The organism is Mesorhizobium sp. WSM4820, assembly GCF_055811075.1.
On sequence record NZ_JBVVQN010000025.1, the window covers coordinates 33,737 to 55,051 of the forward strand.

Here is a 21,315-nt window from a genome sequence, read left to right on the forward strand (position 1 = left end):
ATGATCGATCGCCGCGAATTTGTCGTTGCCCTGGGCGCAACCGGGCTGCTTGCTGCTTGCCAGAGCGGTCCGCCAAAACCATCCGCGGTGACCGTCAACCTGACCGGCGCGGCCGGCATGAACCCGGGACCAGGCGGCGGCGACCGGCCGGTGACGGTCCTCGTGATGCGGCTGCGCAGCACCGGCAAATTCAACTCGGCCGATTATTTCGCGCTGCAGGGGGATGCCGGCTCCGCACTCGCAGGCGATCTCATCGGATCCGACCAGATCTCCGTCGGGCCTGGAAAGACCGCATCCAAAACCATCACGGTCGAGCCGGACGCGGCTGCGCTGGGCTTCGTTGCCCTGGTTCGCGAGCCCGGCGGCCGGACCTGGCGTACAACCAAGTCGGTGTCGTCGGGATCAACAGTTACCGTCAACGTCACGCTTGGCAGCGGCGGCATTTCCGCCTAGCGGCCAGGGCAAGGGGTGCTCGATGCAGGAAGTAGCGGCATGAGCGATGCAAACAGGGTGCTGTGGTCCGAAGGCCTGTTTCTCCGGACCCAGCATTTTCAGCAGCAGGATCGCTTTTTCGAGGCGACCGTGCGCGGCGCGTTGCAGGCCGGGCAGCTGCATACGTTCGGCTTTCAGCAGCTGACGCTGGACCAGGCGATGCTCGATGCCGGCCAGGTCTCGATCCTGTCGGCACGGGGCATCTTTCCGGATGGAACCCCGTTCTCCATCCCGGACCTGATGGACGCGCCACGACCGCTGCCGGTCACCGCCGATACCGGCGCCGGACCAGTGCTGGTCGCCCTGCCGCTCGAGCCTGCCGGCGGTGTCGGCTTCGATCCGGCGCACGCCGCATCGACAGGGGCACGCTATCATGGGCGCATCGTTTCGGTGCGCGACGCCGTCCAGGGCGGTTCGGATCCTGAAGAAATCGAAATCGCCCGCCCGCAGGCGCTGCTGATTGCACCGGGAAAATCGGTTGGCGGCTACACCGCCCTGCCGATAGCCGATATCAAAGGGGTTCGAGCCGACGGCGGCGTCTCGCTGGACGAGACGTTCCTGCCGCCGACACTGGTCACCGGGGCGGTGGCCTGGTACCGGCAGCTGCTTCTGGAAGTTGTCACCGGCCTCGACCAGATCGCCGAGGCGCATGGCAAAATGGTCATGGGCGGGCCAGGGCGCAGCGTCGAAGACCTGCTGATGCTCAATCTCGCCAATGCGGCGCGTCCGCGACTGGCCCACATGCTGGCTCAGGATGTTTTCCATCCGGCCGAGCTTTACCTGGAGCTTGCCGGTCTTGCCGGTTCAATGGCGACCTATGGCTCGAGCGCGCGACGGCTGAGCGAGTTGCCGGCCTACGATCACATGGCGCCCGGCCCCGCCTATTCGGCGCTGGCCGACGCCCTGCGCTCGCTCATCTTGAGCCTGCGTTACATTGAGCCTAAATCACGCGCACTGCCGGTCATGCGGCATTCGACCAACGTCTGGAAAATCCGCATCGACAACCCCAAGCTGCTGGTGGCCAGCCGGATCGTCATCCGGGTCGGCTCCGAGCTGTCGGAAGATGCGTTGCGCAAGATTTTCGTCAACCAGGCGACCGTCGGTTCGGCCGATCAGTTCGAGGGCCTGTGGAAATCCCGTCTACCCGGTATTCCACTGAAGCCGCTTCATTCGCAGCCGCGCGAAATCCCCTACGATGGCGATCGGCTGTGCCTTGAGCTCGATCAGAAAAGCGAGCACTGGGCCTCGCTGCTCGATGCCCCCGGCTTCGTCATCGGCGTGTCGGGCGTGCTGCCGAGCGAGCCGCAGGTCGACTGCTATTCGGTAAACAGGTGAGATGATGAGCCGCGATGATCCTTTCGGACTGTCGGAGGATCGCGAACGCACGCGCATACGACTGACCGGCGCGCCGATGCCGCGACCGATGACGCCACTGTTGTCGGGCGTGCCAATCAAACGCTCGCGTACCCATCCCAACACGCTGGTCAACGCATTCGCGCCCCTGCTCGAGTTCGCGCCCGAGCTTGAAAGCGCGCTGCCGCCGGAAAACCCGGAAGCGTTGCGCACCCGGTTGCTCGATGAGCTGGTGCGGGCGCGTGACGCGGCAATGGCGGCGGGGTCCTCCCTGGAGCGCGCCGACCAGGCAGCCTGGGTGGTGGCGGCGTTGCTCGATGATTTGGCCCTGAACACGCCATGGGGCGGCGCCAGCGCATGGCCGCGCCAGCCGCTTGTGGTGATGCTGCGAGGCGATGTCGATGCCGGCACGCAGTTCTTCACGCGTCTCGACGAACTGGAGCGGCATCCGAACCGGGATCGCGAATTGCTCGAACTGCAATATCATTGCCTGGCGCTCGGCTTCCGCGGCAAATATCGTGTGCCAGGCCGGTCGGGAGATCGCTCGCTCAATGCGGTTCGCGTTGCTGCGGCGCGCTTTCTGCGCGATGCCGATGCCGACGGCGCGCCGCTGTCGCCGAACTGGAAAGGCGTGATCGCATCCGACGAGCCGCAGCGCTTCATCGTGCCGATCTGGGTGATGGGGCTCGGCGCGGCGGTTCTCGCCACTGCAATCTATCTCGGCCTGTCGATGGGACTGAGCAGTCAGGCGGTCGAGCTTTCGACGCTTGTTCGTGCTTTGCCGCCGCCAGCCCGCGGCGAGATCAGCCGGACATCGCCACAAGTCGACGCGCCGCCGCCGGAGGCGGTGGATTTCGCGCTGGTGCCGGAGTTTCAGGCCGGAGCGCCGGCCAATCTCAGGGCTGCGCTAAGCGGCACCGAGAGCGTTTCGCTGGCCAGGCTGATCATTCAGGCCTCCAACCCCGAACTGTTCCAGTCGTCGCGGCCGACACTGACGGAAGGCTTCGAACCGCTGATCGGTTCAATCGCCAAAGTGATCCTCGCCAATCAGGAACTGATCGGCAACATCACCGTGGTCGGCCATACCGACAGTATTCCCTTGCAACGGTCCAATCCGCTTTCCACCAACCAGCGGCTGTCGGAAGCGCGCGCAGCAACCATTACCGAGATGCTGGTCCAGAACGGTGTGCCGCAGGACCGCATTCGCTTCGAAGGACGTGCAGCTACCGATCCAGTGGCCGACGACAGCACCCGCGCGGGACGGGCCTTGAACCGCCGCGTCGAGGTGCTGGTCGAAAAGAGGCTGTGAGATGTTCATCCTGCGCTTCCTCTGGGCGGTTCTGACATCGCGCTGGCTGTGGACGCTGATCGGCATCGCCCTGCTTTCCCTGGTTATCTGGGTGTTCGGCCCGATCGTCAGGGTCGGTGCATACGAACCCTTCGCCTCGGAAAATGTCCGCATCGTCATCATTGCGCTGCTGGTCATTTTTTGGCTGATCTGGCTGATCGTCGCGCAGCGCCGGGCGATCCGGGCCAACCGCATGTTCGTCGCCGAAATCGCTGCGCCCGTGGTGGAAAAACCGCTGAGCCCCGGCGAAGAGAACGTCGCCGCCGTCGGCGCCAAGTTCGCCGAGGTTATGGTCGAATTGAAGCGCCGCAAGCTGGGCGGACGCAAGTTCCTGCGCGAGATGCCCTGGTACGTGATCGTCGGGCCGCCGGCCACCGGCAAGACCACGGCCTTGCGCCAGTCCGGCCTGAACTTTCCGATCGACCTCACCGACGATCTGCAGGGCGTTGGCGGCACCCGCAACTGCGACTGGTTTTTCTCCGAGAACGCGGTTCTGATCGACACGGCGGGCCGCTATGTGCAGCAGGAGAGCCAGCCGGACGTCGATGCGGCGGAATGGCTGGGCTTCCTCGACCTCTTGAAAAAGCATCGCGGCCGCCGGGCGCTCAACGGCGTGATCGTCGCGCTTTCGATCGATGTGCTTTCAGAGGGCGACGAAGCCATCAAGGCGCATGGCCGCAAGATCCGTCGTCGCCTGGCAGAGCTCAACGACCGGCTAGAAATCCGCCTTCCGGTCTATCTGATGCTGACCAAGGCCGATCTCATCAAGGGTTTCGAGGCTTTCTTCGGCGGCCTGTCGACGGCCTCGCGCGAGCAGGTCTGGGGCACGACCTTCGCGCTGGATGCGCGTGTCGACGCAAAGACCATAGAACGGGAAATCGCTACCCTTGCGACGGAACTCGAGCGGCGGCTGGTGCCGCGCCTGGAGGACGAGGACAAGCTCGCCGCCCGCGCCGAGATTTTCAGGTTTCCCGCCCAGCTGACGAGCCTGTCCGAGCCGATCCAGGTGCTGGTCGAGGCGATGTTCGGCGAAAGCCGCTACGAAGAGGCCGCCTGGCTGCGCGGCCTCTATCTGACGTCGGCGACCCAGGAAGGGGCGCCTATCGACCGGCTGACCGCGGCGCTGTCGTCATCCTTCGGTCTTCCGCCGCGACGGGCGATGCCGGCGCCGCGTGTTGAAAAACGCAGCTTTTTCCTGAAGAACCTGCTGACCGAGGTCATTTTCAGGGAAGCCGGCCTGGGGACGTTCGATCCGCTGGCACAGCGCCGCCGCGCCTGGATCTGGCGTGGCGCCGCGGCCGCCTGTGCCACCGCCGCCCTGCTGGCCGGTGCGATGTTCACGTGGTCCTACTATGACAACCGCAATGCAATCGCAGCACAGGCGGGCCAGTTCGATGCGCTGCAGGCGCCGCTGACCGCGGCAGCCGCGAGCCCGGCATCGGTGGAGCAGCCCGCCATCGACAGCGCGCTCTATGCGATGGCCGAGGTCGCAAACGCCCGTACCGCACCGCCGAGCAGCGCCCAGGACCTGCTCGGGCCGTCGGCGTCGGCAGAGCTGCTGCGGGCGCAGGCCGACACTTACGACCACGCTTTGCGCAACGTCCTCGAGCCGCACATGGTCGCCCTGCTCGAGGCGACCATGTGGCGGCAGATCCGCGATCCGGATTTCATGCTGGGGGCGCTAAAGACCTATCGCATGATGACCGGCCTGTCGCAGATGGACGCCGACTACGTCCAGAGCTGGTGGGTCAACGACTTGCCGGAATTCGCACCGGCGGCGCCGTTTCCGACCGCCGACGCGGAAGAGCACCAGCTTGCCGCGATCCGTCGCATGACGGTCGACGACAGCTACATATCAGCGGATCAGGCGTTGGTCGCCGAGGCGCTGAAGACGGTTTGCACGATTTCGCTGCCGGCGCGTGCCTACAGGCAGTTGCTGGCCGACCCGGCGGTGGCCGGCCTCAAGGAATGGATCCCGGCGAATTTCGCCGGTCCCAACGGCGCCAAGGTTTTTGCACGGCGTTCCGACAAAACGCTGCGCGTCGGCATTTCGGGCGCGTTCACCTATTCCGGCTTCCACGATGCCATTCTCGAACGGGTCGAGGACGTCGCCGCCCAGGCCGCGCTGGATCGGGCGGTCTTTGCCGGAGGCTGTTCGGAAAATTCCGAGACCTCGGTCTCGGCGCTGTCCGAGGATATCCTGAAACTCTATTACGAAGACTACATCGCGCAATGGGACAGCATCCTGCGCGATATCAGGCTCGCGCCATTGGCCGACCTGAATGTCGCCAGCGAGAACCTAAAAGACCTTTCGAGTGCCGATTCCGCGCTGAAGCGCCTGCTTACGGCGGTGGTCCAGGAGACCGAGCTGACCCGATCCGATGAAGCGCCGGCCGCCGACAACAAGGCGGCAGCCAAGGGCACCTCGAAACTGCTCGGCAAGCTGGGGAAGCTGGGAAAGATCGTGAAGACAGGTGCAAAACTGCTGCCACGCGCGGGTTCCGCCGACGAGGTCGATCTTACCGGCACTCTGGTTGCCGAACATTTCAAGCCGCTCAAGGGGGCGATCGCCGAGGTCGATGGCCAGCCGCCGGCACTCGATGCCGCGGTGGTGGCGCTGACCGCACTTTCGAACGTGCTGCAGACGGTCACGGCCAATCCCGACCCGCAGGACGCCATCAAGAAGCAGGGTGGGCTGGCCGAACTGACGGGAGCGGTCGCGAGGCAAGCGCAGATCCTGCCCGATCCGGTCGACGATTGGCTCGGCGGCATTGCCGGCGACACCAGCGGCCTGACACAGAAGGCGGTCACCTCGGAGCTCAACGCCATCTGGCGAGCCGACATCCTGCCGTTCTGCCAGGCGGCGCTGAACGACCGCTATCCGTTCAGCCCCGAAAGCGCGGTCGACGTCAATGTCCGTGATTTCGCCCGCCTGTTCGGGCCGGCCGGGATGATCGACACATTCATCAACGACCATTTGATCAGCTATGTCGACACCGCCAGCCAGCCATGGAAATGGCGCGCCGATTTCGGCCTCGACGCGGCGGCCCTGGCGGCGTTCGAACAGGCCAGGCGGATCCGCGACGATCTGTTTCCAGGCGGTACCGGCCCGGTGATGAGTTTTACGCTGCAACCGACGGACCTGTCGCCCAACGTGACGCGCGTGACGCTCAACCTCGATGGCCAGAACCTCGTCTACTACAACAATGCGACGCGGCCGCAGCCGATGACCTGGCCCGGCAAGGACGGCACCGGCGTCATCTCGCTCGCCTTCCAGCCGATCGACGGCTCGCCCGAAGTCATGTTGAACGAAACCGGCAGCTGGGCGTGGCTGAGGCTGCTGCGCAGCGGCCGCTTCACCGGCACCTCGCTGTCCGACGTCTACAGCCTGCGACTGGGCACGCAAGGCATGTACGCCGATTTCGAGCTCAAGGCGGCAAGCGTCGAGAACCCTTACAATCTGCAGATGTTCAAGAAATTCTCATGTCCGCCGCAGATATGATCCTGCCTGGCTTTTACGGCAAAATGCCTGCCACCGGCGATTTCGTCACGCGGCGGCTGCCAGGCGATTTCGTGCGCGTATGGGACCGCTGGCTGGCGCAGCACATCGTGCCGCTGATCGGCTCGGAAACCTGGCCGCGCAGCACCGCGCTGCGCTTCCTGGCCGGCCCGGCTGCGTTCGGGCCATCGGCGGGCATCATTCTGCAGAGCGCCGATAGGGTCGGCCGGCAATTCCCTTTGAGCGTCGTCGCACAGCTTCCTGACGCTTCCATTCAGTTGGCTCGCGCCGATGCATGGTTTGCCGGGATTGAAGGGGCTGCCATCGCCGCCCAGCATGGCGAGCTGACGCCTGACGAACTGGATACCGCTTTGGCCGCACTGCCGGTGCCGCCAGCCGAGTCGGGCGAAGAGGTCATCAGCGACATGGTGATGTGGACTGCGCACTCCGACATTTTCGATATAGATCCGCAAGCTCCGCAAGCGACGCTGGAGCAGATCTTTGCCGCCAACTGGGAGACCAGCTGATGCAGATCTGGAACCAGATGGGGTATCCGCACGAATTCACCATGGGCATGGACAAGGCCGGCCATGAGTGGATCGTCGTGGTGGTCAAAGGCACGTTCGACTTTCCCGCGAAGCCCGGCGGACCGGTACAAAAATCGGCGGAACAGATTCCGCTGGTCATGGCCGACACGCACACCGGGCTGCCTGGTTATTCGGCCACGTTATGGGAGACCGATTTCGCCTTCCGCAAGCCGCGTTGTGATATCGTCGCCAATGGCTGCGCGTATGCGCCCGGCGGGCGCCCAGCGGAGCGCGTACCCGTCGGCATCAAGGTGGGCAATTGGTCGAAACTCTTCGAGGTGGTGGGCACGCGCGAATGGCGCGCCATAGGGCCAGTGTTTACTGCCACCGCGCCGCAGCCCTTCTTGAAACTGGCCATCTCCTACGATGTTGCCTGGGGTGGCGTCGACAAACTGGACCCTGAAGACAAGCTACCTGCCAGCTATAAGTACAATCCGGTCGGAACCGGCTGGTCGCGGACCAAGAACCAGCGCCTCATTCCCGGCCTGCGGCTACCGAATACGCAAGCTGTCGGTGAAGACATCCGCTCGCCGTTCGGCGACTACAACCCCATGAGCTTCGGCCCGATGGGACGCGGCTGGCCTGGCCGGATCGAATATGGCGGCACCTACGACGACAACTGGGTGAAGAACATCTTTCCGTTCCTGCCGCCGGATTTCGACGAGCGCTACTTCCAGATGGCACCGCCTGACCAGCAGATCGATCACCCAAGGGGTGGCGAAGAGGTGCAATTGGTGAATTTGACACCCGAGGGACGAGTGAGTTTCAGGTTGCCGGCGACAGGATTGCCCATCACTTTTTTCAAGGATGGACGGCAAAGCTTCGAGAGCCAGCTCCTACCAGACACAATTCTTTTTGACCCGGAGGTTCGCAAGGTCTCGCTGGTCTGGCGTGCCTCGCAGCGCATCCACCGAACGCTTCTGGATTTTTCCGAAGTATGGATCGGACCGCCGACAAAGGGCATGCTCAGAGCCGTCCGCTTCAAGAAGCGTTATGTCCGTGTCCAGGCGCGGAGACGCAGAATGCCGGAAGACGCATGATGGCGGTGGTGGATATCCTGTCGGTCGGCATGGTTACCGCCGTCGGCCTCGATGCGCCGTCGAGTTGCGCAGCAATGCGCGCTGGGATCGATGGATTTCAAGAGACGCGATTTGTCGTTCCCAACGGCGAGAGACTGGTTGGCGCCCCAGTACCGCTGCCCCGGAACTGGATCGGCGAGAAGCGGCTTGCGCATCTAGTGTCAGGGGCAATCGTGGAAGCGTTCGATCAGGTCCCGGGAGCGCGGGGCCAAACGGCGTTAATACTATGCCTGGCGGAAGAAGATCGGCCAGGTCGACCTGTGCGCAACATGGTGCGACTACTCAATCGCATCTCCGAGTACACCGAGGTGGAGACGGTAGGTCGCTCCCGGATCGTGACGCACGGGCGTCCATCGGGACATGTCGCCCTCGATCACGCTGGCCGCATGATCGCCGCCGGAGAATTCAGATACGTGATGATCGCAGGTGTCGACAGCTATCTGACGGCAGAGTCGACGATGCATTATCTAGCGGACAAGAGGCTGCTCACCCCAGAACAACCAAACGGATTTATCCCTGGCGAGGCCGCAGCAGCAGTGCTTTGCGGCGCGCCAAGTTATGGCGGCTTTCGGCTGACGGGCCTTGGACTCGCCAGAGAACAGGCAAGTATCTACAACAAGCAAGATCTGCCGTTGAGAGGCGACGGCATGGCCTCCGCATATGACGCTGCGCTGTCCCAGAGCAGAGTAGGCATGAACCAGCTAGGATACCGGATCTCGGATCTAATCGGCGAGCAGTACTGGTTCAAGCAAAGCGCATTGGCGCAGATGAGGCATCTGCGTGGCAGGCACGATTTTCAGGATTTTTGGTCTCCCGCCGAGAGCCTTGGCAATATCGGTTCTGCCGTTGTCCCTGTCATGCTCGGAATGGCCTATGTGGCCGCGCAGAAAGGCTATGCGGCCGGCAATCCCGTGTTGATTGAGGCGTCCAACGACGCCGGTGCATGCGGCGCGGCGGTTCTTGTCGCGAGGGCGGCCTGATGACCGTATACGCCAATGGACTAGAGATCGTCTGCAAGAAGCAGTCCAACAAAATTATCGCTTCTTTTCCAGACGTCTGCTTCACTCCACCCGAGAATCCAGCCACGCCGCCTGGCGTTCCCGTGCCCTATCCATCCTTTGGCTTCGACAAGAAGACCGACAAAGGGACGGGCACGGTTAAGATTCGCGGTGAAAATGTCTCGCAGAAAAACAAGTCGTACTACGAAGATACCACGGGAACTGAAGCGGGCCGTGCTGCAAAGAAAGGCATCATCAGTTCGAACAACACCGGCAAGGCATACGCCATCGCCTGGTCCGGGAACGTAAAGTTCGAGAAGAATCCGGTCAGCCGTTTCGTCGACATGGCAACAAACAATCATAGTTCGCCCATGGCAAACGTCATCCCAAACGGGTTCATCTCAAACGGCGCGTTCGTTAATCCCGCCAAGCCCGAAACAAAATGTCCCTGCTGTGGCGCTCAGCCGGCGCACGCAAACCAAGTCGACGGCAATGGCGACATGCTGCAGCCAATCAAGGAAGATGACTTCTACAACAATATCGTCAAAAATCGACAGTTAAAGATCGATAGTATTGCTAGAGACATAGAAAGAGGCGATAAGTACACATTGGATCCGACCTCCCTACAGAAAGTCAGGGACGGTTGCGACAAGCAACTCAAGGACGCCCAGGACGCAAAGGCGACAATTGACGATGCGCGCGCTCAGAAGCCGCCTTGTCCCAACCTTCACGATCCGGCAGACACTGGCTGCGGCGTTCATTTCAATATGCCGCATTCTCTCGACAGCATGGTTCCTCCATCGGTCTCCGGAAAGTCCAATCGAAAGAGTTTCTACCGCGAGAACATTCTGGGTTTTAAGGACTCGGTTCGTCAGGCCAGCATCGCTAGCCATACAAAGCCTGACGGGAGCCCAATCAAGGCCAAGGGCGAGACGGTAAACCACAAAACACCGCTTCAAGCGGGTGGCTGCCCGACAAGTCAGAGCAATCTGATCCCCAATAGCGCACTTACGCCAGAATGCCAGAAGGTTGACGCCGCTCAAACGAAGCTTCACGATTTCGGAGAGAAGGATTGGTAAGCCCAAGACCGCAAAACTGGAAGCAGCAGCACCCACTCCTTGAACGTGGTGCAGCTTTCCATTTCCCACGCGACCATTGGCGCATGACAGGCAGCGCCATCCCTGCAACTGCAAGGGACAATCCGATGACCGTCTGTGAAGACGTGCTGATGGCCTGTCGGGAGGGTCGATTCGATGAATGCTCTTCGCTGATCCCTCTTATCAAGCGCTACGACTATGGCATCGTCTGGGGCGCCGCATCCTTACTGCTGTCGCGAGCCGGTTCCGGCAAAATCCTTCGGCAGCTGGTCGAATCGTTCGCTCCCGAAATCTTTCACCTGCGAGACACCTTCGTGCAACAGTGGGTGTCGGAGACGCTGTTGAGTTCAGGCCTGAGTTGGACAGTGCCCGTGGCGCTGAACATCATGAAAGCGCAGACTGATCGCGAGAAGGAGTTTTCAATTCCTACATATCTGTCCTTCCTGCTCGAATCTGAGCGGGGTCTGATCATGGACGGCCCCGATGAGATCCGCGAGGACGGTTGGCCAGAGTGGTATGATGCGCCATTTCACTACGACGACGAAGGATATGTCGCGATGGTCACCGCGCGGCATACGGCGGTGGCCTCAACGCTTTCAAATCCTGCGACAGGCGCGATATTCGAGGGCTCGCCTCTCGATTTCGACAAGGTCGCTCACCGAACCCTGGAACTCGTTTCCGAACGGCGAGATGTGGAAGAGGTCGTAATCGGCCGATCTATGCTTGAGGCAGCCACGGGGTTTGACCTAACTGCTATGTACAAAGACTTCCTTCTCGATCCGGTGGCTGCGGGAATGGCGCTGGAGGAGTTTTTCGACGAAGTCGACCTGAGCCGGTTCGTCACGGGCCAACGCTATTTCTTTGGTCGTCAGATACCCGATTAGAATCTTTCATCGCTGGATAGGAACAATACGGTTCTGTTGTCCGATTATCTTGCGGTCGCCGTCAGGTAGCGGCGCACCTTTTCCAGATCAAGATCGTCGACCTTGATCGGCACCGTGCTTGCCAACATGCGAACGACGAACAATTCTCCCCGCTCCGGAAATTCGTCATAGCGCTCTTGGGCAATCTTTTTGCCGACATCCCCAGCTACAAACAATCCGTCCAGATGGGCCTCTAGCCGGTCTACGACACGCGCCAAGCGCTCGTCATCCATGTCCGGATTCTCACCTGGATGGAGCAGATTGTAGTCGTAGACGGTCCACAGAAACGCGGCCATTTCCGCGTGCTGCCTGACGATCTCGTAAAGAACCGGCGGCGTCATCAGTTCAGATTCACCGAGCCGCCGCGAATACGGTTGGTGGCACTCGCATGGCTTGTCAAATATGTGCCGCGGATGGTGATGCGGCCATCCTTCTCCATGATAATGACTGCTTTGCCGCATCGCAGCACGATCCGGTCGTCACTGACGATTGTCACAGTATCGCTTTTTTGGATTGCCGGATGCGTCTTCGATTTGCGCGGCGGCTTTACGATCCGTCCGACGATGAGCGGCTTTGTCACATCGCCTTCCTGGAACAGCAACGCGACTTCCGACCCGATCATTTCAGGCGTCAGATCAGCCAGTGTGTGGGCCGAAAGAGCGGTGTCCCTTGGATTCCCTGGGAATACGACAAGAGGCCCAGCGTCGTCAAAGCCCAGGAAAACGCCGATCACTACACCGTCTACGCGCTGAATTGTCTTCGCCATCCAAACCTCAGTTCTGCTTGATCTCCGAGCCTTTCATGACAATATCAGACGAGGCCTTCGCCGTGATCTTGCCACTTCCGGTCAAAGTGATGTCCTTGCCCTTAATGCCGATCGTTCCATCCTTTTTCATGATGATGGAGGCATCACCACATTTTATCGTAATCTCGTCCCCGGCATCGATAACAAGCTTCTTGCCCACGCCGATCGAGCCATTCTCCTTGATCGTGATGCTGCCGCTCTTCCCGACCTGCAACGCGTAGGCCCCCCCGACATCCGTCAAATCATCGGCGGTTACACTTGCCTGACGTCCCTTGCCAATCTTGGTCGCATGAGCTCCTCCCACATCGAAGCTCTGATCTGCCCCAATCTTGACAGCCTGGCTTGCGCCGACGCGCCATGTGTCTGATGCGGCTATTTTGTGGGTCTGACCCGCTCCAACGGTCATCGACCGCGCCGCCCCGATCGTGTTCATCTGAAAAGCACCGACAGTTCGGGTCTCTGCGGCACCGACGGAATCAATGCGAGCAGCGCCCACTGTAATCGTCTGAACCGCTCCCACGGTCTGAGTGTGGTTGATGTCCACGTTTTCCGTCGAGTTCGCCACGATGTGGATCGTCTCGTCCGCGCCCACCGTCAGCGAGCGATTCACCCCCACCGTCTCGGTGTCGTTGTTGCCGATATCCGTGGTCTGGTCGACGCCGACCTTGACCGTTTTGTTGTTGCCGACGTCCTCGTCGAGGTTGTGGCCGACGGAGTGCTTGGCGTCGTGGTCGATGCGGTCGGACTGGTCGTGCTGCACCAATTTGGTGCGGTCGTTCTTGATCAGAAGGTTGTGGTCCTTCTGCGCCTGGAAATTGACCAGTTCGGAGCCGGCCTTGTCCTCGAACATCAGCTCGTTGTAACCGCCGCCGCCTTTCGACGAGTCGGACTTCCAGCCGGATTGCGTGGCGCTGCCCGGCAGCCCGTAGGGCGGCATCTGCGAGGCGTTGTAGACGCGGCCGGTGATGATCGGCAGATCCGGGTCGCCTTCGATGAAGTCGACGATCACCTCCTGGCCGATGCGCGGGATCTGGATGAAACCCCAGCCGCTGCCGGCCCAGGTCTGCGACACCCGCACGAAACAAGAACTGTTCTGGTCCTTCTTGCCGAGACGGTCCCAGTGGAACTGGACCTTCACCCGTGCATATTTGTCGGTGAAAATTTCCTCGCCGGACGGGCCGACCACCGTCGCCGTCTGCGGGCCGCGCATGATCGGCCGTGTCGTGACCCGCGGCGGGCGATAGGCCAAGGCGGTCGGCGCCACGCCGAGGATCACCTTGAAGTTCTCGCTTTCGACGTCGGCAAGGGCTCTGTAGCCGGGATCGAACAGCCTGTATTCGGCGCTGACCACCAGATATTCCTGGTTCTGGTCTTCCCTTGGGAAGCCGTCCAGCTTGAACGTGCAGCCGGAATACAGGCCGCGCACGGTGCCGACTGCAGCAATGCGCTGGTGCACGGCCTGAATTTCCTCGCGCCGTATCGCGGCCAGGCTGTCGCCGCGGCCGACGTCGAGATGCGCGCCCGGCTGGCGGTAGTTCTCGCCCGCGGCCAGCTTGTGACTGAACGGCTGGGCGGATTTGGCCATCAGGTCGGCGCCCGGCTTCTCGAAATCATAGTCGGTATGGACATAGGCGCCCGGCCGCACCGAGCTGCCCGGAATCCATTCCGTGATGTATTCGACATCGCGCCGGGAGCCCTGCCCTTCAAAGTGATAGGGCACCTTTTCATAGCCCGGCGCCGGCTTGAGCTTGTTCATGGCATCGGCCAGCACAAGCGTGTGCTTGCCCTCGTCATGCTCGAAGAAATACAGGATGCCTTCGTGCTCGAGCAGCCGCTGCACGAAATCGAGATCGGTCTCGTCATACTGGACGCAATACTCGCGCGGCGGATAAGACCCTTGCAGGCGCTTCTCGAATTTTGCCGTGCTGTATTTCGAGAAAACCTCCTCGACGATTTCGATGACGCTCATGTTCTGGAAAATACGGCAATCGGTGGTATTGCCGAGAAACCAAAGCCATGGCCTGATGACGGCTTCGTAGTAAGCCAGACGGTCCTCGATCCGGGTCAGCCGAAACTCGGAGACAAGGCCGCTGAACCAGCGTTTGGGATCGGATTCACCTTCGATCGAAACCGCACCGCCCAGCATCTTCAGCGGATCGATTTCGGGGCTGTTGCTTACGAACCCGACCGTATAGGCCAAACAACGACTGATCTCATCGCGCCCGACAAGATGCGTGAAGGTCAACAGCTCAGCGCCAACCGGCGTCTGCACAACCGTGGCACGTTCGTTCGGCATGGGTCGTGCCCCCTCCCGCCGCTCGTTTCTGCCTGAGCCTAGCACATGTCTTGCACCGACCAAAGGGGACCTTGGTGACTACTGCGGCTTGGTCGCCTGTGGAATCATCGACTTGAGCGCTTCTGTACCGCCGCGCTCAGAAATTGCTGGTATAATGGGGTGTCCTGGGCGAGTTTCCCGACAGGATCGACGGCGATTTTGAATGTTCATCAGGCTGCAGATCAACAATGTCGTCTCCCTGCCCGCCGGTATGTCGACCGGCTACTCCGCTCGTGATCGCAGCTTTGAAATCGGCCGCGAGGCCTGTGACTGGACCTTGCCCGATCCCGACAAGTTCATCTCCGCCAGACACTGCGAAGTGCGTTACCAGGCAGACGCGTTCTGGCTGCATGACATCTCGCGCAACGGCACATTCATCAACGGCTCGACGCAGCGCATGGCCGGACCTCACCGGCTCGGTCAAGGCGACCGGTTGCTGATCGGCCGCTATGTCGTCCTGGTTTCTATTGATGACGAGCGCGCCGCGACAAGTGATCCCCGAAGCAGCCACGGTTCGACGCAGCGACAAATGCCTGTCGCAACCGGCCGGCCGCAGAATTTCGGAGACCAGGCTTTCTTCGAGCCGGTGGCGCAACGGCCCGGGCAGAGAGCACCGGTGGCTTCGCCGCCCGCGCCTCTCGCTACGACCAGAGACGAGGTGCTGCGGGACATCGCGATCGCAGCCGGCATCGCGCCGGAACTGCTTCAATCGCGTGATCCGCATGAAGTGGCTGCCGAAATCGGCGCGGTGCTGCGGACGGTTGTCGAGGAACTGGCCCAGCTGCTGAAGGCTCGTGCGGCTGCGAAAATACTGGCCAAGAGCACGCACCGGACGATGATCAGCGCTGCCGACAACAATCCCCTAAAGTTCGTCCCGGGAACCGACGACATCCTCGAAATCATGTTTGCGCGGCGCAGATCCGGCTACCTTGATGCCAGGCACAGTGTCGAAGACGCGTTCCGCGATCTCAAGACGCACGAATTTGCCACCTATGCAGCCATGCAAGCTGCGCTCTCCCGGCTGCTTGACGATTTGTCGCCTGAGGCGATCAGCAAAAAACTCCCACCGACGTCGTTCACATCGAAGAAGGGCCTGGCCTGGGACGCCTTCGTCGCCAAATGGCGGACCATGGAGGAAGCACACGAAAACGGAATGCTGGACATATTCCTGGCCTATTTCAGCGAAGCCTATGCCAAAGCCGACAAGCAAAAGTAGACCGGAAACCTGGCAGGTGCCCCGAAAATCGGATCGGTTGCTGCGCTTAGCTTCGGCTGCGGAGCGGATCACGTACCAGGTGGAATGTATCCTTGGCGAGCCCAAAGATACGGCGCTGTCGTTGGCGAAGAAAAATCCTTTCGCAGCGCTGCATCTGGTTCCAATCGACCGTTTCTAAGCTTACGATCATTTTCGACAGTTCGCCAGCGGGTAAGGCTGATTGACCTGGGGGTCTGCGGCACATGTCATGTTACGGCGGGTTAGAAAGATATAGTCGATCTTCCTCCAGACACTGCCCTCGTCAGCAGCGCCTGCAGTTCCTGCGCCTGCAGTCCCTGCGCCCGGCTGGGGATCGTCTTGCCCTGATGTGGCGCACACGCCGCACCCCCGCGTGGACGGACGTTTGGCGATGAGCTCGAAGGACGATCCTTTCGGCCCAGCGGGCAAGACCGTCATTCGCGCACCGCGTCGCGCTGAGAAATCAGCGCCCGATCCCCGGGAGGCCGTTCCCGACGGCGGGCGCCCCGGTCCCCCGCCGGTCAAGGATTCAACGGTTTTCGATCCGGTCGCTCGGCATGCACCGCCGGGGTGGACATCCGGAACCGTGATTTATCAGGGCGCAGACCCCGGCGCAGCGGCGACAGCCGGCTCCTTTGCGGCGGCGGCGGGCATTCAGCAGGACATCCTGCTGCAGGCCACGGACAGCGTCAGATATTGCGCAGCAAATCGGATCCTCGCCGCGGCCGCGCCTTTGCTGATGCTGTTTGGCCAGCTCAGGCTCATGGCTGTCGAAAGACAGGCGGAGCAGCTGGCGGAACATGTCGCCGAGGCGATCGAAAAATTCGACCGGACAATAGAGAAAGCCGGTGTTCCCGAAGAAGATGCACGGATCGCTAAATTTGCACTCTGCGAAACCGCTGACGACCTCATCGGCAACCTGCCTTGGCCCCAGACAGACGCCTGGGCGCAGCACAGCATGCTGTCACAGTTCTTTCACGTCGTGCCCACCGGCTCAGGCTTCTACCAAGCGCTGAACAAGATACTGGCCGCGCCGGAGGCACACTACGATTTGCTTGAACTGATGCATGCCTGCCTGTCGCTGGGGTTCGAAGGCCAGTATCGAGGCCTGGCGCGCGAGGACAATAATCTCGAACGCGTTCGCCGCGACGTCTACGAGACGCTTCGTTACTTCAGGGCGCGCGCCGACGACGACATCTCGCCCCACTGGCAAAGCCTGGCGGTGTCCAGCCCACAGTCGTCGGCCCGGTTGCCGCTCTGGGTGATTGCGGCGGCTGCGTCGGCGCTGCTGACGGCGGCGTTCTTCGCATTGCGGGTCTTCATTACCAACGAGGGCGATGCCCTCGCCGGCAGGCTGCTGGCGCTCGATCCATCGACGCCGATCGCCATCGAACGCGCCAGCGTGGTGCCGTCGGCTGCGCCGGTGAAAGTCGCTCCGCCTGTCGCCCCTACCCGTTCCCAGCTCGATCGCATCCATGCGGCACTGGCCAAGACTATCGCGCGCGGCGGGCTGAGCGTCGGCACGCAGGGCAGGTTCATCATCGTGGAGATCAACAATGTCCTGCTGTTCCCGTCCGGCAGGGCCGAGATAAAACCGGAGTTTGGACCAATCGCCGCGGAAATCGCCGCCGCGCTGGAACCGGAGCCTGGACCGATCATGATCGTCGGCCACACAGACAATGTGAAGCCGCGGAAATCGAGCGAGTTCAAATCCAACTTCGACCTTTCCATCGCCCGGGCGAAGGCCGTCGCAGCTGTCATGGCGCCACGGTTCAGCAAGCCTTCGCGGATCACCGTCGACGGCAAGGGTGAAGACGAACCGATCGCCGACAATGCGACGCCGGAAGGCCGCGCCCAGAATCGCCGTGTCGACTTGATGATCCCCAAGGAGGAAACGCTGTGAGCACGGCCATCTGGAAGCGCCCATGACGCGCTGGCTGCTGCGGATATTCAGCGCGATCGCGTTGGCCGGTTTCGCGGCAGCCGTCTGGTTTGCCGGACCATTGATCCGCTTTGCCGACACGCGTCCGCTGGCGCCCGTCTGGCTGCGCGTGACGATCATCGGCGTGATCGTTGCGATCGCGACGCTGTTTTATGGAGTGCGTTTCTGGCAAAAGCGAAAGGCGCAAAAGGCGCTCGAGACGATAGTCGCCCGCAACGACGACAGGGACGACGACTCGCAGGTGCTCGAGACTCGTATGAATGAAGCCATCGCTGCGCTCAAGCGGTCGAGCGGCAAGCGCAATTTCCTCTACGAGGTTCCCTGGTACGTCGTCATCGGCCCGCCTGGTGCCGGCAAGACAACGGCGCTGGTCAATTCGGGCCTGAATTTTCCGCTTGCCGGTTCGGGCGACGCACAGCCCGTGGCCGGCGTTGGCGGCACACGATCCTGCGACTGGTGGTTCACCGACCAGGCGGTGCTGATCGACACCGCCGGACGCTACACCACGCAGGATTCCAATGCGCAGAGCGACAAGAAGAGCTGGCTCGCCTTCTTGTCGCTGCTGAAGGGATACCGCACCCGGCAGCCGATAAACGGGGTTATTCTGGCCATCAGCCTTGCCGATCTCATCAGCCTCGATGATCGGCAGCTTGACGCCCATGTCGTCGAAATACGCAGCCGGCTGCGCGAAATCCACGAAACACTGAAAATCCAGTTCCCGGTGTACCTGCTCTTCACCAAGGCCGATCTTGTCTCCGGTTTCATGGATTATTTTGGCGGCTTCGACGAGCAGCGCCGCCGCAAAGTGTGGGGGGCGACATTCCAGACCGCTGATCGCAGCAAGAACATGGCCGGTGAGGCACCGGCCGAATTCGACGCATTGGCAAAGCGCCTGGCGGAGGAGATGGCCGACCGCCTGCAGGAAGAGGCCGATCCGGTCGCGCGCATAGCCATCTTTGGCTTTCCAGCTCAATTTGACGCGCTGAAAAGCCGTATTGCCGGTTTCGTCGCCAGCATGTTCGATCCGGCCCGCAGACAGGTGAATGTAAGCCTGCGTGGTTTCTATTTTTCGTCAGGCACGCAGGAGGGCACGCCGATCGACCAGGTGCTGGGCGCAATCGGTCGCAGTTTCGGCAGCGCTTCTCGCGCCCATCTTTCCGGCACCGGCAAAAGCTTCTTCTTGCATGATCTTCTGACCGACGTCATTTTCGCGGAATCCGGCTGGGTTTCATACGACAAATCGGCTGAAAGGCGTGCAGCGATCGCCAGGTATGGCGGCCTTGGCGCAATAGCATTGGTGGCTGCTGCGGCTCTGGGCACCCTGGCCCTGAGCTTTTCAGCCAACAGGTCGCTGATCGCTTCCACCACGCAAGCTGCAAGCCAGTATCGCGAGACGGCAGACCCGCTCCTCAAAACCACTGAAGTCGCCGATGTCGACCTTGAAAACGTCATCGGCCCGCTCGACCAGTTGCGCGAGTTGCCGGCCGGGTTCGACACCGGTGACTTGCCGACCCCGATCCAGGAGACGTTCGGCCTCAGTCAGCGGGAAAGACTTCTTTCGGCATCAAAGATAGCTTACCGGCAGGCGCTGGAGCGCATGTTCCGCTCGCGCCTGCTGCTTCAGGCCGAACGGACGATCCAGGCAAAAATGGCTGATCCCACCGCGCTCTACGAACCGCTGAAGATCTACATGATGCTTGGCGGCAAGGCGCCCAAGGTCGACGACGAGTTGATCGTGTCGTGGATGAGGCAGGACTGGGAGCAGAACCGGTATCCGGGTGAAAACAACCGCGAGGGACGGGCGCAACTCGAAAAGCATTTGCGGGCCATGCTGGCGCTGGACGACGCCTATGATCCGGTTTTCGAACTCAACCAGCCGCTTGTCGAAGCCGCTCAACGCTCGCTCGGACGCATGAGCCTTGCCGATCGTGCCTCTGCCCTGGTGAAGTCGGCGGTATACGCCGCGGCACTGGACGATTTTTCCGTCTCCGTCAAAGGCGGCCCGGAAGCGCAGCTGTTGTTCGAGCGTGTCGATGGCGGCGATCTGTCCGGCCTGCGCGTGCCCGGTATCTACACCTATAGCGGCTTCAACACCTTCTATCTCGGACAACTCTCGCGCATTGCGCAGATGCTTGTCGATGACCAGTGGGTCCTCGGCGGCGGCGCCGAGCAGGGCGGCATCGACCAGGAATTGCCAAAACTCGGTCCCGAACTTGTCGAGCGCTATGGCAGGGAGTTCGCCGCGGCGTGGAACGGCGTACTCGACAGACTGAAGTTCAAGGCAATGCTGGAGGACAACTATATCGCGCTCTCCGCCGCCGCGTCACCAAGCTCGCCAATCGACCAGCTTTTTACCGCGATAGCCGACGAAACAGCACTGACGCGAGACGCTGGTTCCAGCGAAGAGTCGGGCTCCGGGGCCGAAACCGGCGTGCTTCAAAACCAGCCGCAAAACGCTGCAGATATCGCCAGCGGATTGGCCCGCATCGGCATTCAAATCGCCAGCGGCAAATCGCAAAGCCGGGCCGGCACGGGGTCGGCTCGCGCGCAAAACCTGAACCCCGGGGCGAACATCGAAGCGCAATTCAGATCATTTCAGGCTTTGGTGAACGGTCCCACTGGGCGCCGCCCCATCGATGCACTGACCCAGAATTTCCGCGACATCCATCAAAGTCTGCAATTGGCGGCCGATGTCCCTTCGCAAACGGAACGCGCCAACATGAATCTGCAGCTGCAGATTTCCACGCTTCGCGCCAACGTCTCGCGGCTGCCCAAGCAACTCGCCCGAATGGTTACTGCGACCGCCGACGAGCTTGACGGCAACGTCGCAGAAACCTCGCAGACGAATTTGAACCAGCTGCTCGACCAGACGGTGACGCGCGCCTGCGAGGAGATGGTCGAGGACCGTTATCCCTTCGCCAGCGATGGCCCGGAGGATATTGCGATGGCGGATTTCGCGAAACTGTTCGCTCCAGGCGGGCTGATGGACCGGTTCTTCGCACAGAATCTCGCATCGCTGATCGACATGACCGGCCAGGACTGGAACTGGAAACAGGATGCGCGTTTCGGGCGCGACCTGTCGAAGTCGACCTTGAAAAGCTTCCAGCTGGCGGCGGAAATCCGCAATGCCTTCTTTCCTTCAGGTGGTTCGGTGCCGTCGGTCAGTATCACCTTTACGCCGTTTTCACTGCATGGCGATGCCGATACGGCGGTACTCGACGTCGACGGCCAGATCGTCCAAAGCAACCAGGCCGGCAACGCGCCAAGCACGGTGACCTGGCCGAGCGGCATGGCTTCCGCGTCGGCGAGCCTGAGCCTTATGCCGGAGATGCCGGGCCGTGAATCCGCGATCAAGTTCGACGGTCCGTGGGCACTGAAGCGCCTGCTGGACAAGGCCGATATCACCGGCACCGGCGGCAACACGCAAGCCCGCTTCGTGATCGGCGGACGCGATGTCGCCTATACGGTCCAGGCCAGTTCGGACCAAATCCCTCTGTTCCTTCCTGCGCTTTCCGGGTTCAGCTGTCCAAAGGCGTTTTGAGATGAGCTCTAGATTTTCCAATACGGTGCAGCTGTGCATCGGCAACAGATGGGCGGACGTTGATTTCGATACTCTAACGTTC

The 21,315-nt window shown here is 61.5% G+C and carries 15 protein-coding genes; 12 read left to right on the forward strand and 3 right to left on the reverse strand.

What is annotated here, in order from left to right; translation table 11 throughout:
* The 9 genes from tssJ (at nucleotide 1) to AC0L2R_RS29510 (ending at nucleotide 11,337) form a co-directional block, all read left to right on the forward strand.
* The gene (tssJ, locus tag AC0L2R_RS29470) at nucleotides 1-453 is read left to right on the forward strand and encodes a type VI secretion system lipoprotein TssJ (RefSeq protein WP_027154116.1); all 453 of its coding nucleotides are present in this window, start codon (nucleotides 1-3) and stop codon (nucleotides 451-453) included.
* A 39-nt stretch (nucleotides 454-492) separates the two neighbouring features.
* Complete coding sequence (gene tssK, locus AC0L2R_RS29475) at nucleotides 493-1,827, forward strand: type VI secretion system baseplate subunit TssK (protein WP_023801305.1); 1,335 nt, start codon at nucleotides 493-495, stop codon at nucleotides 1,825-1,827.
* A 4-nt stretch (nucleotides 1,828-1,831) separates the two neighbouring features.
* Nucleotides 1,832-3,154 carry a type IVB secretion system protein IcmH/DotU gene (gene icmH, locus AC0L2R_RS29480; RefSeq protein WP_065006953.1) on the forward strand — a complete coding sequence of 441 codons (1,323 nt, stop codon included), beginning with the start codon at nucleotides 1,832-1,834 and terminating at the stop codon, nucleotides 3,152-3,154.
* A gap of 1 nt (nucleotide 3,155) precedes the next feature.
* The gene (gene tssM, locus AC0L2R_RS29485; protein WP_473513080.1) at nucleotides 3,156-6,695 is read left to right on the forward strand and encodes a type VI secretion system membrane subunit TssM; all 3,540 of its coding nucleotides are present in this window, start codon (nucleotides 3,156-3,158) and stop codon (nucleotides 6,693-6,695) included.
* Entirely contained in the window at nucleotides 6,677-7,219 is a 543-nt protein-coding gene (tagF, locus tag AC0L2R_RS29490) for a type VI secretion system-associated protein TagF (protein WP_473513082.1), read from the forward strand. The genes tssM (AC0L2R_RS29485) and tagF overlap by 19 nt, the downstream gene beginning before the upstream one ends.
* Nucleotides 7,219-8,319: a DUF2169 family type VI secretion system accessory protein gene (locus AC0L2R_RS29495; protein ID WP_473513083.1), complete on the forward strand. Its 1,101-nt coding sequence runs from the start codon at nucleotides 7,219-7,221 to the stop codon at nucleotides 8,317-8,319. Before tagF ends, AC0L2R_RS29495 begins: the two co-directional genes overlap by 1 nt.
* The gene (locus tag AC0L2R_RS29500) at nucleotides 8,316-9,338 is read left to right on the forward strand and encodes a 3-oxoacyl-ACP synthase (protein ID WP_473513085.1); all 1,023 of its coding nucleotides are present in this window, start codon (nucleotides 8,316-8,318) and stop codon (nucleotides 9,336-9,338) included. The genes AC0L2R_RS29495 and AC0L2R_RS29500 overlap by 4 nt, the downstream gene beginning before the upstream one ends.
* A complete protein-coding gene (locus AC0L2R_RS29505; protein ID WP_473513086.1) occupies nucleotides 9,338-10,435 on the forward strand; it encodes a DUF4150 domain-containing protein in 1,098 nt (365 codons plus the stop codon). The genes AC0L2R_RS29500 and AC0L2R_RS29505 overlap by 1 nt, the downstream gene beginning before the upstream one ends.
* A 125-nt stretch (nucleotides 10,436-10,560) precedes the next feature.
* Entirely contained in the window at nucleotides 10,561-11,337 is a 777-nt protein-coding gene (locus AC0L2R_RS29510; RefSeq protein ID WP_473513087.1) for a hypothetical protein, read from the forward strand.
* Between the two features lie 44 nt (nucleotides 11,338-11,381).
* On the opposite strand, the gene AC0L2R_RS29515 is transcribed toward AC0L2R_RS29510, so the two are convergent.
* The 3 genes from AC0L2R_RS29515 to AC0L2R_RS29525 are packed head-to-tail and all read right to left on the reverse strand — an operon-like array spanning nucleotide 11,382 to nucleotide 14,477.
* Nucleotides 11,382-11,717: a hypothetical protein gene (locus AC0L2R_RS29515; protein ID WP_473513089.1), complete on the reverse strand. Its 336-nt coding sequence runs from the start codon at nucleotides 11,715-11,717 to the stop codon at nucleotides 11,382-11,384.
* Entirely contained in the window at nucleotides 11,717-12,142 is a 426-nt protein-coding gene (locus tag AC0L2R_RS29520; RefSeq protein ID WP_473513091.1) for a DUF6484 domain-containing protein, read from the reverse strand. Before AC0L2R_RS29520 ends, AC0L2R_RS29515 begins: the two co-directional genes overlap by 1 nt.
* Before the next feature lie 7 nt (nucleotides 12,143-12,149).
* On the reverse strand, nucleotides 12,150-14,477 hold the full coding sequence (locus AC0L2R_RS29525) for a type VI secretion system Vgr family protein (RefSeq protein ID WP_473513093.1): 2,328 nt from the start codon (nucleotides 14,475-14,477) through the stop codon (nucleotides 12,150-12,152).
* Nucleotides 14,478-14,679: 202 nt separating this feature from the next.
* Here AC0L2R_RS29525 and tagH point away from each other — a divergent pair, with 202 nt between their 5' ends.
* The 3 genes from tagH (at nucleotide 14,680) to tssM (AC0L2R_RS29540) (ending at nucleotide 21,233) form a co-directional block, all read left to right on the forward strand.
* Entirely contained in the window at nucleotides 14,680-15,732 is a 1,053-nt protein-coding gene (gene tagH / locus AC0L2R_RS29530; protein WP_473513094.1) for a type VI secretion system-associated FHA domain protein TagH, read from the forward strand.
* Between the two features lie 409 nt (nucleotides 15,733-16,141).
* On the forward strand, nucleotides 16,142-17,653 hold the full coding sequence (gene tssL / locus AC0L2R_RS29535; protein ID WP_473513096.1) for a type VI secretion system protein TssL, long form: 1,512 nt from the start codon (nucleotides 16,142-16,144) through the stop codon (nucleotides 17,651-17,653).
* A gap of 22 nt (nucleotides 17,654-17,675) precedes the next feature.
* On the forward strand, nucleotides 17,676-21,233 hold the full coding sequence (gene tssM, locus AC0L2R_RS29540) for a type VI secretion system membrane subunit TssM (protein ID WP_473513098.1): 3,558 nt from the start codon (nucleotides 17,676-17,678) through the stop codon (nucleotides 21,231-21,233).
* Nucleotides 21,234-21,315: the final 82 nt, after the last annotated feature.